Below are 13,612 nucleotides of genomic sequence, written 5' to 3' on the forward strand. Positions count from 1 at the left end.
GTGACTACGGGATGGATGGAGTCTTAATCGACGATTCATGATTCGTCAAATATTTGGCTTTGAAAAAGATTTTGTGAGGAAATCCACAAATCTCTCAATTTGGTGAGATCTTCAGAAAAATTACTTCTGAAACAGTTGCCTAGTCGCAACTGCCCGCCGAGACACCAACTTCAGCCACCCGGAAGATGAAGGCGTTAATCTTTCTGCAGGCCTTGGGCTGCGGGCTTCTAGCTGATTTCAACGCGTCCGTTAAACAAATGGATTCATCTTCCTTAAAAGTGGGAAACAGTTGCATTGCAACAAGGCAAGTTGCGCCGCTAGCTGCCAGCAACAGAGCAAATGGATCGGCCAAAGACGTCAGGTTGCTGGCGGACTTCTCTTACAGAAGGTTGAGCTGCTAATCGAGGACTTAGCGGATGGAGCGCTGCGGACACAGATGCGATGGCCTCCTCAATGCGCGGAGTGCCAGCCCTTGCGGCACTTCCAATCCATCCGCTCGCGAAACGCTCCGCGATTCTGCTTTCAGGGGAAAGCCGAGCAGCTGGACACGAATCCGAGCCCCCACAACGCAGAAGCCCGCAGGCGTCGGCCTGCGGGCTTGTTCAAACGTCAATGGACTGCACAGCTCTGCCTGTTCAGCCGCACCACACTCGTGCGTTGCGGAACATCCGCAGCCATGGCGAATCCTCGCCCCAACTGCTCGGCGCCCAGCTCAGGTTGACCGTACGCGGGGTGCGTTCCGGGTGCGGCATCAGGATGGTGACGCGGCCATCGGTGGTGGTCAGACCGGTGATACCGTCAGGCGAGCCGTTCGGATTCAGCGGGTACTGGGTGGCCACGCGGCCATCACCGTCGACGTAACGCAGCGCGATGCTGGCTGCTGCCTGGTCCACTGCGCTGTCGAACTCGGCGCGGCCTTCGCCGTGTGCTACTGCAACCGGCAGGCGTGAGCCGGCCATGCCGCGCAGCAGGATCGACGGCGACTCGACGACTTCCAGCAAGGCGGTACGTGCTTCGAACTGCTCGCCAGCATTGCGCAGGAACTTGGGCCAATGCTCGGCACCGGGGATGATGTCCTTGAGCTGGCTCATCATCTGGCAACCGTTGCACACGCCCAGCGCGAAGGTATCCGGGCGGGCGAAGAAGGCCGCGAAGGCTTCACGCAGTGCCGGACGCTCGAGGATGGAGGTTGCCCAGCCGCGGCCTGCACCCAGCACGTCACCGTAGCTGAAACCACCGCAGGCAGCGATGCCGCGGAAGTCGCCCAGCTGCACGCGGCCTTCGATCAGGTCGCTCATGTGCACGTCATAGGCGTCAAAGCCAACGCGCTCGAAGATGTTGGCCATTTCGATCTGGCCGTTGACGCCCTGCTCGCGCAGGATCGCCACCTTCGGTCGTGCGCCACTGGCAATGAACGGTGCGGCGACGTCGTCGGCCGGATCAAACGCCAGCTTAGGTTTCAGGCCCGGTGCGTTGAAGTTGCGCGCAATCGCGCGCTCCTGATCGGCCGCATCCGGGTTGTCGCGCAGCTTCTGCATGGCGTGGGTCACCGACCACCAGGCATCGAACAATTCTTCCCAGCGCCATTCCACCACGCTGTCGCCGGCCAGCTGCACGCGCACTACCGGTGCGGTGGTCGGACGGGCGATGCGCTGTGCACATTCGGTCAGCGCATGGCGTTCGACCAGGTCTGCAAACGCAGCGCGGTCTTCCTTGGCAATCTGCACCACGGCGCCCAGTTCTTCGTTGAACAGGCTGCGGAACGGATCATCGCCCCAGGCATCGAGCACGATGTCCAGGCCCATGCGCGAGGCGAATGCCATTTCGCACAGTGCGGCAAAGGCGCCGCCGTCGCTGCGGTCGTGGTAGGCCAGCAACAGGCCGGACTCACGTGCATCGCAGATCAATTCAAAGAACGCACGCAGACGCTGCGGGTCGTCCAGATCCGGTACGTCACCGGCAAATGCCGGGAGCGCGCTGTGATCGGCCTGGGTCTGCGCCAGGATCGAACCGCCCAGACGCTGCTTGCCAGCGCCCAGGCCAATCAACCACAACTCGCTTTCGGTTTCGCGGTCGAGCAGCGGGGTGAGCTGCTGGCGGGCATCGCTGACCGGGGCGAACGCGGTGATCACCAGCGATACCGGCGACACCGACTTCTCGGCCTGGCCATCGGCCTGCCACTGCGCCTGCATCGACAGCGAGTCCTTGCCCACCGGGATGCTGATATCCAGCTGCGGGCACAGCTCCATGCCGACGGCCTTGACCGCGTCGTACAGCAGCGCGTCTTCGCCGTTGTGGCCGCAGGCGGCCATCCAGTTCGCCGACAGCTTGACCGTATCCAGCGCGGTCACCGGTGCGGCGCACAGGTTGGTGATGGCTTCACCCACCGCCATGCGTGCCGATGCAGCGGCGTTCAACAATGCCAGCGGCGTACGCTCGCCCAGCGACATCGCTTCACCGGCGTAGGTGTCAAACCCAGCCAGGGTGATCGCAACGTCCGACATCGGCAGCTGCCACGGGCCGATCATCTGCTCGCGCGCAGTCAGGCCACCCACGCTGCGGTCGCCGATGGTGACCAGGAAGCTCTTCGAGGCCACGGTCGGGTGTGCAAGCACACGCAGGCCGGCATCGTGCAGATCAATGCCAGCGGTCTTCAGCGACGGCCAGCGCGGTGCCGGCGGATGCACGGCATCGCGGTGCATCTTCGGTGCCTTGCCGAACAGCACGTCCATCGGCAGATCGATGGGGGCATCGGCCGGGGTATTGCCCGGGGTCGCGCCATAGGCCACGACAAGGTGTTCTTCGCTGGTGGCAACGCCGACCGCGGCAAACGGGCAGCGCTCGCGCGCGCAGATGGCGGCGAACTCGGCCAGACGCTCCTGCGCCACGCCGAGTACATAACGTTCCTGCGACTCGTTGCACCACAGTTCCAGCGGCGACAGCGAGGGATCGTCGGTGGGCACCTTGCCCAGGTCGATCACGCCACCAACGTTGGAGTCGTGCAGCAGTTCGGGAATGGCGTTGGACAGGCCACCGGCGCCGACGTCATGGAAGAACTTGATCGGGTTGTTCGTGCCCATGGCCACGCAACGGTCGATCACTTCCTGGCAGCGGCGTTCCATTTCCGGGTTGTCGCGCTGCACGCTGGCGAAGTCGAGGTCTTCGGCGCTTTCGCCCGAAGCCACCGACGAGGCCGCGCCGCCACCCAGGCCGATCAACATGGCCGGGCCGCCGAGCACGATCACCGCGTCGCCAGCCTGCAGCTGCAGCTTGTCAACCTGCACGCGGTCAATCGCGCCCAGGCCACCGGCCAACATGATCGGCTTGTCGTAGGCGCGGGTGATGCCATCTTCCGGCAGCTCGAAGCTGCGGAAATAACCGAGCAGGTTCGGGCGGCCGAACTCGTTGTTGAACGCGGCGCCGCCCAGCGGGCCATCGAGCATGATGTCCAGCGCCGGTGCCATGCGCGGGTTCAGCGCGCGCGGCGCCTCCCACGGCTGCGGCAAGGTCGGGATGCGCAGGTGCGAGACCGAGAAGCCGGTCAGGCCAGCCTTGGGCTTGCCGCCGCGGCCAGTCGCACCTTCGTCGCGGATTTCGCCACCGGCGCCTGTCGCAGCGCCCGGGAACGGCGCGATCGCGGTCGGGTGGTTATGCGTTTCCACCTTGATCTGGAAGGCGCTCGGCACCACGGCTTCGCTGCGGTACTTGCCGGTGGCCGGGTCCGGGCGATAACGCGCGGCCGGTTCGCCTTCGATCACCGCGGCATTGTCGCTGTACGCGCTGAGCGTGTGCTGCGGGGTCTGTTGGTGGGTGTTCTTGATCATCTTGAACAGCGAGCGTTCCTGCTCGTTGCCATCGATGGTCCAGCTGGCATTGAAGATCTTGTGCCGGCAATGCTCGGAATTGGCCTGCGCGAACATCATCAGTTCGACGTCGGACGGATCACGGCCGAGTTCGCTGTAACGCTGGCGCAGGTAATCGATTTCGTCGTCGGCCAAGGCCAGACCGAGGCGCTTGTTGGCACCTTCCAGGTCGTTCAGGGCGATGCGCTCCAGGCTGCCGCGGCCGACGTTGTTGAACAGCGCCTGCGCCTGGCCGATGTCTTCCAGCAGCGACTGGGTCATCGGATCGTGCAGCAGCTTGGCCAGTGCGGCCTGTTGCGCCGGATCGGACGGCCAGCCGCTCAGGTCGATGCGGGTACCGCGCTCGACGCGCTGGATCGGCAGACCAGCACCGCGCACCAGCTCAGTGGCCTTGCTCGACCACGGTGACAGCGTGCCCAGGCGCGGCACCACATAGCGCGAGATCGCACCATCGGCGCGCTCGGCGGCCTGTGGCTGGCCCTGCAGGATGCGGCCCAGCGTGGTCTGGTCGACCGCGCCGGCATCGGCAGCCTGGGTGAAATAGACGTGCCAGGCACCGGTGATGCGCAGATCGGCGGCAATGGACTGCAGGCGGGATTCAAGACGTTCGCGGCGGAACGGCGAAAGGGCAGCTGCGCCCTCGAGGACGATCATGTCCGGGAGACCATGGTGGGAATCGGCCCGCGATTGTACCGGACTCGGCCGCCCCAAGCCTCAGCGCCTGGGCTACAGGAAGTCCTCAGGCTTGACGCGGTTCACACCGACAGTCTGCCGCGCGGGGTAAACCGCGCCGCTGATTCTGACAACGTTATCCTCAATCTGCCGGCACCAGCATGTCGGTTCAGCGGCCCAGATCCGGGCCCAGCAAGCATTTCCCGCCGCCGCAAGGTCGGGCGCAACCGCGTCCGCCTCGCCGAAGGCGTGCCCCAGAACATCGCTCGACCACAGCACAGCCCCCGCCAATCGCAGAAGGAGACCCTCCATGAAGGACCATCCCGCAGGCCCTTTCCGGCCCCGACACACCCACCAGCCCGGCCGCAGCGCGCGGCTGGGCTGGGTACTGACCCTGGTATTCGCTTCAACCAGCGTCCTACCGACGGCTCAGGCGGCCAACTGCGCGGGGGTAAAACCCTGGCTGGGAACGACGATCTACCAGCCCGGCGACACCTTGCAAAAGGACGGAGTGCTGTACCAAGCACGCCAGGCCATCTGGAACGCACCACCGGACCATCCCGCTGGCCGCCGCTACTACGACAACCTGGGCCGCTGCGATGACGGCGCGCCGGTAGCCAACCAGCCGCCGCAGGTCCGCCTGACATCACCCAGCGCAGGCAGCACGTTCAGCGCCGGCAGCACCATCACCTTCAATGCTGCTGCGACCGACAGCGACGGCAGCATCCGCAAGGTCGAGTTCTTCCGCAACGGCCATTCCGTGGGCAGCGTCAGCAGCGCGCCCTACAGCCTTGCCTGGCACAACACCGCAGCCGGCAACTATCTGCTCAGCGCTGTCGCCACCGATGACCGCAATGCCAGCACCACCTCGGCCACAGTCAGCGTTACGGTTACCGCCCCGGACAAGGACAGCACTGCCCCATCGATCCCGGCTGGACTCAGCGTGCAGGCGCGCACCCCGACCAGCATCGCGTTGCGCTGGAATGCTGCCAGCGACAACACCGGCGGCAGCGGCATCGCCGGCTATGACCTGTACCGCGACGGCACGCAGATCGCCGCCATTGCTGGCACCGGGCATACCGACACCGCGCTGACCCCAGCTACCAGCTATCGCTATGCCGTACGCGCCCGCGACAAGGCAGGCAACGCTTCGGCACTCAGCCCAATCCTCAGCGCCAGCACCTTGGCCGAAGACAGCGGCGGCGGCCCTGAAGAACCAGGCACCCCGAGCAACGGCAGCAAGCGGGTGATCGGCTACTTCACCCAATGGGGCATCTATGACCGCAATTACCGGGTCAAGAACATCGACAGCAGCGGCTCGGCGGCGCGCCTGACCCATATCAACTATGCCTTCGGCAACGTCCGCAACAACCGCTGCGAAGTCGGCATCACCCAGGCCGCTGATCCGGCCAGCGGTGCTGGCGGCGATGCCTATGCCGATTACACCCGCAGCTTTGGCGCCAGCGAAAGCGTCAGCGGTGTCGCCGACCAGTGGAACCAACCGCTGCGCGGCAACTGGAACCAGCTCAAGCAGCTCAAGGCCAAGCACCCGCAACTGAAAACGCTGATTTCGCTGGGCGGCTGGACCTGGTCACGAGGCTTCTCCAGTGCCGCGCGCGCGGAGAACCGCCAGGCTTTTGTTGCCTCCTGCATTGACGCCTATATCAAGGGCAACCTGCCGTTCACCGACCACGCCGGCGGCAAAGGTGTGGCTGCAGGCGTGTTCGATGGCATCGACATCGACTGGGAATACCCGGCTGCCTGCGGCCTGGGCTGCGGCACAGCGGCCGATCGCGACAACTTCACCGCCCTGCTGGCCGAGTTCCGCAGCCAGCTGGATGCCGTGCGCCCTGGGCTGCTGCTGACCGTTGCAGTCGGTGCCGGCATCGACAAGATCCGACCGACCGACCCGGCCACTTACCACCGCCATCTGGATTTCATCAACGTGATGACTTACGACTTCCATGGTGCTTGGGCCGGCACCACCAATCACCACACCGCCCTGTTCCACTCCGCGGCGGATCCTTCAACCGGCGACGCCGCGCTGTACAACAGCAACGACGCCATCGAGGCCTATCTGCAGCGCGGCGTGCCTGCCGCCAAGTTGAACCTAGGCGTCGGCTTCTACGGCCGTGGCTGGACCAAGGTGGCGCGTACCAACAATGGCCTGTACCAGAACGGGCGACCAGCGCCTGGCAAGTACGAGGCCGGCATCGAGGACTGGAAGGTGCTCAAGAACCTCGGCTGGCCCGTGTATACCGATCCGCTTGCACAGGCCACCTGGCTGTATGACGGCAATACCTTCTGGAGCGTGGATACGCCGGAGATGCTCGGCCTCAAGATGGCTTACGTCAAAGCCCAAGGGCTGGGCGGCGCGTTCTTCTGGGAGTTCAGCGGTGACGATGCCGATGGCACCCTGGTCAACAGCGTCAGCAGCGGCCTGAAGTAAACCGTCGTTAAAACCACAACGCCCCTCGCGTTAGCGGAGGGGCGTTGTCTATTCAAGCCTTGGCGGGCAATGCTATCAGCGGCTGCCGCCGGCTTCGATACGGTCCAACGCTGCCTTGAGCTGTGCCGGCGGCAAATAGCCACCGAGCTGACTGCCATCGGCGGCAAAGATCGCCGGGGTACCATTGATGCCCAGCTGCTGGCCGAGGTTGTACTGCATGGCCACGGGATTGGTGCAGTTCTTGGCCGGAACCGGCTGGCCGGTCTTGGCTGCAGTCAACGCGGCCTTGCGGTCGCTGGCACACCAGACCGAAACCATGTCGGTAGCGTCCTTGCTGGCAAGGCCCATGCGCGGGAACGCAAGATATTCGACGGCGATGCCGTTGCGGTTCAGCTCGGCGATGTCCTGGTGCAGCTTGCGGCAGTAGCCGCACTCGATATCCGTGAACACACTGATGGTGTGCTTGGCATTCGGCGGCGCAAATACGATGCGGTCCGCATGCGGGAGCGATGACAGCAGGTTGCGGCGATAGGCCAGCAGACCGGCGCTGGTGGCCTGGGCCTTTTTCTCGATGTCGTAGGGCGTGCCCTGCAGCAGATAGCGACCGTCATCGGTCACATACAGCACCTGCCCGGACACCAGCACCTCACGGAAACCGGCAAACGGCGCCGCGCCTATGTATTCCGGCTTCAGGTTGGGATCCAGCTCCTTGAGGGCATCGCGCACCTGCTTTTCGACTGCGGCATCGGCCGGCGAGGCGGCGGCACTGGCAGCGGCTTTGGGTGTTGCGGGCTGTTGCGCGCAGGCGGTGAGGCTGAGCGCGCCAAACAGCGCGGCAATGGCAAATCGGAACATGGCGACCCATCGAAAGAGAACAGCCGGATTCTCGCACACCGCCCGAATCAGTGTGGGAGCGGCGCTGTTTTGCAGGAGCGGCGGAAGCCGCGAAGCCAGCAATGCCTGAACACAGACACCAACTGCAATCTCCTGATCCACCTGCTTCGCGGCTGACGCCGCTCCCACAGGCCTTTGGCATTCCATGTCAGCTGTCTATCTGACGATTTACCGACTTCGCGGCTGACGCCGCTCCTACAAAAGGCGCAGCTTCCACAGACCGTGCGGATTCACCCGCGCGGGTGATGCTTGCGATGCAGCTTTTGCAGGTGTTCACGGGCAACCAGGGTGTATATCTGGGTGGTGGACAGCGAACTGTGGCCCAGCAGCATCTGCAGCGCGCGCAGGTCGGCTCCGTGATTGAGCAGATGAGTGGCAAAGCTGTGGCGCAAGCCGTGCGGGCTGATCTTGCCAGGATCAATGCCGGCCACTGCCGCGCTGGCTTTCACCAAGGCCCAGAACTGCTGGCGACTCAACGGGGTACGGTCGACATCGACGAACAGCGGCACCTGCCCCGCCAGCGTCGCTGCAACCGGCTTGCCTCCGGTCAGCGCCGGCCGCGCCGTGGCCAGATAGCGCTCCAGCCAGTACTGCGATTCCTCGCCCAAGGGCACCAGCCGCTCCTTGCTGCCCTTGCCGGTCACCCGCAACACACCCTGCCGCAGGTTGATCGCATTGGCCGGCAGATTGACCAGTTCGCTGACACGCAGGCCCGCAGCGTACATCAGCTCCAGCATCGCGCGGTCGCGCAGGCCGACCGGGCTTTCAACGTCCGGTGCTGCCAACAAGGCCTCGATCTGGCTTTCGGCCAAAGCCTTGGGCAGCGAACGCGGCAGCTTGGGCGATTCCAGCAGCGCCGCAGGGTCTTCGCTGCGTTCTCCACGCTTGAGCGCTTGCCCGAAAAAGGCGCGCAGTACTGACAGCAAACGTGCATTGCTGCGTGCGGTCCAGCCGTGGCGGGTACGCCAAGCCAAGTAATCGAACAGGCCGGCGCGATCCATTCCGCCCAGGCCATCGTGGGCGCCGTCGCGCCAACGCGACAGGCCTTCCAGATCACGCCTATAGCTGTCCAACGACGCGCGTGCCAAACCGTGTTCGGCCCAGATTGCATCCAGAAACCGTTGGATCAAGCGGTCATCGGCATCGCGCAACGGCGGCAATTGCTGCACCAATTGGCGGCGTTCGGCGGGGGTCAGGGACGCGGGCATCGGCGCAAGAATAAGCCCTGCTTCCACGACTGCCCATGCACGGGTGCCGTCACAAACCGTATGCTCGGCCCATGAACGCACCCATTGTTGCCGAATCGCCCCGCCCCTCCGCGTTGCTGCTGCGCCGCCTGGCCGCGCTGTTCTACGACCTGTGGCCAGTGCTGGCGCTGTGGATGCTGGTCTCGGCGTTGTTCACCGTCGGCTACACGCTGGCCGGGCACGCCAGCCGCGACAACATCCATCCGTTCAGTGCCCTGCAATGGCTGCTATGGCTGAGCTGCTGGCTGATTGCCGGGCTCTACGCCACCGAGAGCTGGAAGCGCGGCGGGCAGACCCTGGGCATGCGTCCGTGGCGGCTGCGGCTGCAGACCGCTGATGGGCAAGCACCCAGCCGGGCCCTGCTGTGGAAGCGCTATGCACTGGCCACGCTGTCGCTGCTGCTGGGCGGACTTGGATTCATCTGGGCGCTGTTCGACCGCGAACGCCTGACCCTGCACGACCGCCTGAGCGGCACCCACCTACAGAAACTGTAGTGCCGAGCCATGCTCGGTAAGGGCTTTATCATCATTGCCGGCCTGTAATGCCGAGCCATGCTCGGCACTACACAAATCAACCCACCCGTCGTCGGGACAACCAGCCGGAAATGGCCAACATCAACAACGGCGGCAAGGCGTAGGCGATACGGTAATCAAACTTCAGCGCACCAGCCATGCGCCCGAAGAACATCTGCAGCAGCAGGAAGCCCAGCGCGAACAGCATGCCCAGGAACAGGCGCTTGCCCATGCCACCGCTGCGCAGCGAACCAAACGCAAACGGCACCGCGGCCAGGCACAGCGCCAACACGTTCAAGGGGTAGAACCAGCGGCCCCAATAGGTGTCTTCGTACTCACGCGCGTCCAGGCCATTGCGCTTGCGGTAGTCGATGCTGGTCTTGAGCTCACCGACGCCGAGGTTGCGCGGCTTGGCCAAGCCAGAAGCCAGGGCAGACGCATCCAGCTGGGAGGCCCACTTTTCGCTGGGCAGCTCCTGACGGGCGACCGAGCGCTCGCCGAAGGTATCGCGGCGCACGCTTTCCAACACCCAACCCTGACTGTCGTGGCGCGCGGTCTTGGCATAGGTAAGGCTCAGCAAACGCCCATCTTCGTCCAGCTGATACAGGCGCACGTCATGCAGCAGCAAGGTCGACTGACCATCGGCGCTGAGCTGCTCTTCGCCGGTCAACGCATTGAGGAAGGTGTCGCCTTCACGCGCCCACAGACCCGAATAGCGTGCGGTGGCCATATCGGTATTGAAACGGGCACTGGCCTTCAAGGCATCGGCGCGGCTCTGTGCCCAGGGTGAGAGGGTTTCGCCATTGACCACCATCAGCACGGTCAGCAAGGACAGCGCGATCGCGACAGACAGCGCGATCCGCCGCCGCGACACACCGATTGCACGCAGCGCGGTCAGCTCGGAAGTCGCCGCCAGCTGGCCCAGGCCCATCAGCGCGCCAATCACCGCAGCCATTGGAAAGAGCGTATAGGCACGGCGCGGCAGGGTGTATGCCACCCACGCCAAGGCATGTCCGAAGCTGTAATGGCCCTGACCGATTTTTCCGGCCTCGCCGGACAAGGCCATGATCGCGTCCAGGCCCAGCAGCACCATCCACACCACCAGCACCGTAAGCAGCACGGTACGGCCTACGTAAACGTCATGAATCCGTGGCAGCAACCTCATGCCTTTGCCCCCACACGGCGACGGCTCAAGCGCCCATCACGGAAGTACAGCCACAGCGCCAACAACAGCAACGGCAGGGTCAACCACCACATACCGGCGTCAACCGGCAGCTTGCCCGCAGCCAGCCACTGGCGGCCAAGAATGCTCAGACTCACGCCAACCGTATAGGCCAGGAACGCCACCATGATGCGGCCGTAACGTTGCTGGCGCGGTGCGCTGCGGGCCAGCGGCAAGGTCAGCAGGGCAAATGCCAGGGCCAGCAACGGCGGGGTGATGCGCCAGTGCAACTGGGCCTTTGCCTCCGGCCGGTCATCACCGAGCAACTGGCTGGTGGTCAGCATTTCCGGATCATTCTCATCGCGCACTTCCTCGCGGTCCGGCAAGGCCACTTCGTTGCGCGCATAGCGCATCAGACGGTAATCCAAGGTTCCGCTCTCCGGGCCTTCGACCCGATAACCGTCCTCCAGGCGCAGGTAGCGCTGGCGCTCGCCTTCGAAGAACATCGCGCCGCTGTTTGCCGATACCACGTCGATACGCCCTTCCTTCTGACGCTGCATGAATACCTTGCCCATCTTGGTGCCGTCCCCCGTCAACGAAGACAGGTAGACCACGCCGCCGCCAGCCAGCGGGGTGAACTGGCCCGGCTCCAACCCGGCCACGACCATGCTGCGACTGGCTTCCTGCAACATCCGCTCGGCGTTGCGGTCGGCCCAGGGGCCCAACCACAGCGAGCAACCCGCAACCAGCGTCACCACCGGCACCGTCAACAGCAGGATCGGCTTGAGCAGACGCTTGGGACCGACACCAACGCCGGTCAGCACCGCCATTTCTGAATCGCGGTACAGCCGCGCGATCGACAAGGCCAGCCCGAGCATCAACGCCAAGGGCAGGATGATGGGCAGGTAGACGATGAACTGCAGGCCCAGTTGGGACAGCATCAGGCCGGCCGGGATGCGGCCATCGGCAATGCGGCCGAGGATGTCGACCAGCACACCACCCATGCTGACTACCAAAAGTACGGTCAAAGTAGCCAGAAAGCTCTGGAGGAAGTCACTCAGAAGGTAGCGGTCAAGCTTCGCCATAGGGTCGGTGGTTTAAACTCTCGGTTTAGTCCGCAGAACGCACGGCCTCCATGGCCTTGCGTATACAGCCTGCGATTGTACGGATTTGGCAACGGAATCTGATCAATGTCTCTGGAATTCACCCTGAACCACGTCGCCCCGGCTTCCGCCGAGGTCGATTGCGTCATTGTTGGCGCCTTCTCTGACAAGTCGCTGACCCCGGCCGCACAGGCCCTGGATGCGGCTTCTGGCGGCCGTCTGGCCGCCCTGATCGAGCGCGGCGATGTTGGCGGCAAGACCGGCAACACCACTTTGTTGCACGACCTGGCCGGCGTCAGCGCCGCCCGCGTGCTGGTGGTTGGCCTGGGCGACCCGGCCAAGTTCGGCGTGGTGCAGTACCTGAAGGCCGCCGGCGACGCCGCCCGCGCCCTGAAGGCCGGCAACACCCGCAGCGCGCTGTTCACCCTGAACGAATTGGAAGTCGGCGGCCGCGACGCCGCCTGGAACGTCCGTCAGGCCGTGATCACCGCCAACCACGCCAGCTACCGCTACACCGCCACCTTGGGCAAGAAGAAGCCGGAAGCGCCGGGCCTGGAGTCGCTGGCCATCGCCAGCAACGACGAAGCCGCACTGCTGCAGGGCCAGGCCATAGCCGCCGGCGTGGAATACGCCCGCGAGCTGGGCAACCTGCCGCCGAACTACTGCACCCCGGCCTATCTGGCTGAATCCTCGGTCAAGTTCGCCGCCGAGCACGACGGTGCCGAAGCCGAGATCCTCGACGAAGCACAGATGGAAGCGCTGGGCATGGGCTCGCTGCTGGCCGTGGCCCGTGGCTCGGCCAACCGCCCGAAGCTGGTGGTGCTGAAGTGGAGCAACGGCGGCGACGCAAAGCCCTACGTGCTGGTCGGCAAGGGCATCACCTTCGATACCGGCGGCGTCAACCTGAAAACCCAGGGTGGCATCGAGGAAATGAAGTACGACATGTGCGGTGGCGCCAACGTCATCGGCACCTTCGTCGCCACGGTCAAGGCCAAGCTGCCATTGAATCTGGTGGTAGTCGTGCCGGCAGTGGAGAACGCCATCGACGGCAACGCCTACCGCCCATCCGACGTGATCACCTCGATGTCCGGCAAGACCATCGAAGTGGGCAACACCGACGCCGAAGGCCGCCTGATCCTGTGCGACGCGCTGACCTATGCGCAGCGCTTCGAGCCGGCTGCGCTGATCGACGTTGCCACGCTGACCGGCGCCTGCATGGTGGCCTTGGGCCACCAGACCGCCGGCCTGATGAGCAAGCACGACGACCTGGCCAACGAGCTCACCGCCGCCGGCGAGAACGTGTTCGACCGGGCCTGGCGCCTGCCGTTGTGGGATGAATACCAGGGCATGCTGGATTCCAGCTTCGCCGACGTCTACAACATTGGCGGCCGCTGGGCCGGCGCCATCACCGCGGGCTGCTTCCTGTCGCGCTTCACCGAAGGCCAGCGCTGGGCGCACCTGGATATCGCCGGCGTCGCCAGTGATGAAGGCAAGCGCGGCATGGCCACCGGTCGCCCGGTCGGCCTGCTGACCCAGTGGCTGCTGGACCGCGTTGCCTGAGTTATATCCGGGGTTGGGGAACCCGGGGGGGCGGATGGGGTGGTTGGGGGGGCACACACGCGGGGGGGCGCGGGGGGGTCGGCCGCCGGGGCGGGGGGGGGGGGTTGTGGGGGGGGGTGGGGGCGCGGTTCGGGCCGGGACGGTGGTGCG

General features: G+C 64.8%; 8 protein-coding genes. 3 read left to right on the top strand and 5 right to left on the bottom strand.

Annotation, left to right across the window (positions count from 1 at the left end):
* Positions 1 to 635 precede the first annotated feature (635 nt).
* Positions 636 to 4,517, bottom strand: coding sequence for a phosphoribosylformylglycinamidine synthase (gene purL, locus ACVOK8_RS08170; protein WP_481566400.1), 3,882 nt, complete (start codon positions 4,515 to 4,517; stop codon positions 636 to 638).
* A 328-nt stretch (positions 4,518 to 4,845) separates the two neighbouring features.
* Here purL and ACVOK8_RS08175 point away from each other — a divergent pair, with 328 nt between their 5' ends.
* The gene (locus tag ACVOK8_RS08175; RefSeq protein ID WP_481566401.1) at positions 4,846 to 6,984 is read left to right on the top strand and encodes a glycosyl hydrolase family 18 protein; all 2,139 of its coding nucleotides are present in this window, start codon (positions 4,846 to 4,848) and stop codon (positions 6,982 to 6,984) included.
* 75 nt (positions 6,985 to 7,059) lie between these two features.
* On the opposite strand, the gene ACVOK8_RS08180 is transcribed toward ACVOK8_RS08175, so the two are convergent.
* Entirely contained in the window at positions 7,060 to 7,839 is a 780-nt protein-coding gene (locus ACVOK8_RS08180; RefSeq protein ID WP_481566402.1) for a DsbC family protein, read from the bottom strand.
* 269 nt (positions 7,840 to 8,108) lie between these two features.
* Entirely contained in the window at positions 8,109 to 9,086 is a 978-nt protein-coding gene (gene xerD, locus ACVOK8_RS08185) for a site-specific tyrosine recombinase XerD (RefSeq protein ID WP_481566403.1), read from the bottom strand.
* Positions 9,087 to 9,157: 71 nt separating this feature from the next.
* On the opposite strand from xerD, the gene ACVOK8_RS08190 reads away from it, so the two are divergent.
* A complete protein-coding gene (locus tag ACVOK8_RS08190) occupies positions 9,158 to 9,619 on the top strand; it encodes an RDD family protein (RefSeq protein WP_481566404.1) in 462 nt (153 codons plus the stop codon).
* 76 nt (positions 9,620 to 9,695) lie between these two features.
* On the opposite strand, the gene lptG is transcribed toward ACVOK8_RS08190, so the two are convergent.
* Both lptG and lptF read right to left on the bottom strand, forming a co-directional pair.
* Positions 9,696 to 10,802 (bottom strand): LPS export ABC transporter permease LptG, encoded by a 1,107-nt coding sequence (lptG, locus tag ACVOK8_RS08195; RefSeq protein ID WP_481566405.1) that lies wholly within the window; start codon positions 10,800 to 10,802, stop codon positions 9,696 to 9,698.
* The gene (gene lptF, locus ACVOK8_RS08200; protein WP_481566406.1) at positions 10,799 to 11,884 is read right to left on the bottom strand and encodes an LPS export ABC transporter permease LptF; all 1,086 of its coding nucleotides are present in this window, start codon (positions 11,882 to 11,884) and stop codon (positions 10,799 to 10,801) included. The genes lptG and lptF overlap by 4 nt, the downstream gene beginning before the upstream one ends.
* 105 nt (positions 11,885 to 11,989) lie before the next feature.
* On the opposite strand from lptF, the gene ACVOK8_RS08205 reads away from it, so the two are divergent.
* Complete coding sequence (locus tag ACVOK8_RS08205) at positions 11,990 to 13,462, top strand: leucyl aminopeptidase (protein WP_481566407.1); 1,473 nt, start codon at positions 11,990 to 11,992, stop codon at positions 13,460 to 13,462.
* Positions 13,463 to 13,612 lie beyond the last annotated feature (150 nt).

Source organism: Stenotrophomonas sp. STEN083 (assembly GCF_056759195.1).

Bases quoted from the DNA above. Each gene is read 5' to 3' on its own strand.
- xerD (WP_481566403.1), bottom strand. From the start codon at position 9,086: ATGCCCGCGTCCCTGACCCCCGCCGAACGCCGCCAATTGGTGCAGCAA.
- lptG (WP_481566405.1), bottom strand. From the start codon at position 10,802: ATGAGGTTGCTGCCACGGATTCATGACGTTTACGTAGGCCGTACCGTG.
- ACVOK8_RS08205 (WP_481566407.1), top strand. From the start codon at position 11,990: ATGTCTCTGGAATTCACCCTGAACCACGTCGCCCCGGCTTCCGCCGAG.
- lptF (WP_481566406.1), bottom strand. From the start codon at position 11,884: ATGGCGAAGCTTGACCGCTACCTTCTGAGTGACTTCCTCCAGAGCTTT.
- ACVOK8_RS08180 (WP_481566402.1), bottom strand. From the start codon at position 7,839: ATGTTCCGATTTGCCATTGCCGCGCTGTTTGGCGCGCTCAGCCTCACC.
- purL (WP_481566400.1), bottom strand. From the start codon at position 4,517: ATGATCGTCCTCGAGGGCGCAGCTGCCCTTTCGCCGTTCCGCCGCGAA.
- ACVOK8_RS08190 (WP_481566404.1), top strand. From the start codon at position 9,158: ATGAACGCACCCATTGTTGCCGAATCGCCCCGCCCCTCCGCGTTGCTG.
- ACVOK8_RS08175 (WP_481566401.1), top strand. From the start codon at position 4,846: ATGAAGGACCATCCCGCAGGCCCTTTCCGGCCCCGACACACCCACCAG.